Consider the following 1,187-nt stretch of genomic DNA (forward strand, 5'->3'; position numbering starts at 1 on the left):
CCACCACCCCGGAGCCGGAGGACTACACCGGCGAGGACGGTTTACTGTACTGCGGCAAGTGCCGCAAGCCGAAAGAAGCCTATTTTGCGCCGGATAAGGCCGCTATCTTTGGCCGTGACCGCCACCCGGCAGAGTGCGACTGCCAGAGAGCCGCCCGTGAGGAACGGGAGGCCGCCGAGAAGCGGCGCAGGCACCTTGACACCGTGGAGGAACTGAAACGCCGGGGCTTTACCGACCCCACCATGCGGGACTGGACTTTTGAGAACGACAACGGCAGGAACCCACAGACCGGGATTGCCCGCCGGTATGTGGAGCATTGGGAGGATATGCGAGCCGACAATATCGGCTGCCTGTTCTGGGGCGGCGTTGGAACCGGGAAAAGCTACCTTGCGGGCTGTATCGCAAACGCCCTTATGGAGAAAGAAATCCCCGTCCACATGACAAACTTTGCCCTTATCCTCAATGACCTTGCCGCCAGCTTTGAGAACCGCAACGAGTATATTTCCCGCCTTTGCCGCTATCCGCTGCTTATCCTTGACGACTTCGGCATGGAGCGCGGGACGGAATACGGGCTGGAACAGGTTTTCAATGTGATTGACAGCCGTTACCGCAGCGGCAAGCCGCTGATCGTCACGACCAACCTCACGCTGGACGACCTGCGGAACCCGGAGGACACCGCCCATTCCCGGATTTATGACCGCCTGCTTTCCATGTGCGTCCCGGTACGCTTTACCGGCGACAATTTCCGGCAGGAAGCCGCGCAGCGGAAAATGGAGAGCATGAAGAAACTGATTACCGACTGAAAGGAGTATTGCCTATGACAGATAACAAGCAGCACGACACCCGCACCGCCCGCCGCCCCGACTGCGTGACGGAAATCCGCATGGGCAATTCCGTCCTTGTCGTGTCCGGCTATTTCAAGAAAGATACCACGACCACCGCCGCCGACAAAATGGCGCGGGTACTGGAAGCGGAAGCCGCTGCTACACAAAAACCGGCAATTTGACAAACCATAAAGAAGCAGATTTTACACTTTTGCCACTATACAGCCCCCGCTATTCCGTGGTACAATAAAGCTACGGAATAGTGGGGCTGGCTGTCGGAAACGGAGGATTTTATGTTAAGACAAGCCACCCAAAACCTCATTACCGCCCTTTATCCGAGATTGTCCCATGAGGACGAGTTGC

Annotated in this window: 2 protein-coding genes; both read left to right on the top strand. The window is 57.2% G+C overall.

From position 1 onward, the window contains the following. Positions 1-803: ATP-binding protein (locus tag B5F27_RS16220; protein ID WP_144066573.1), on the top strand; the 803-nt coding region annotated here is incomplete at its 5' end. A 14-nt stretch (positions 804-817) separates the two neighbouring features. After that, the gene (locus tag B5F27_RS16225) at positions 818-1,006 is read left to right on the top strand and encodes a transposon-encoded TnpW family protein (RefSeq protein WP_002571011.1); all 189 of its coding nucleotides are present in this window, start codon (positions 818-820) and stop codon (positions 1,004-1,006) included. Positions 1,007-1,187 lie beyond the last annotated feature (181 nt).

Source organism: Faecalibacterium sp. An192, assembly GCF_002160175.1.
In the GTDB taxonomy this organism is placed as follows: Bacteria; Bacillota; Clostridia; order Oscillospirales; family Ruminococcaceae; genus Faecalibacterium.

What these genes read in the sequence shown, in the direction of transcription:
- B5F27_RS16225 (WP_002571011.1), top strand. Translation starts at nt 818, where the DNA reads ATGACAGATAACAAGCAGCACGACACCCGCACCGCCCGCCGCCCCGAC.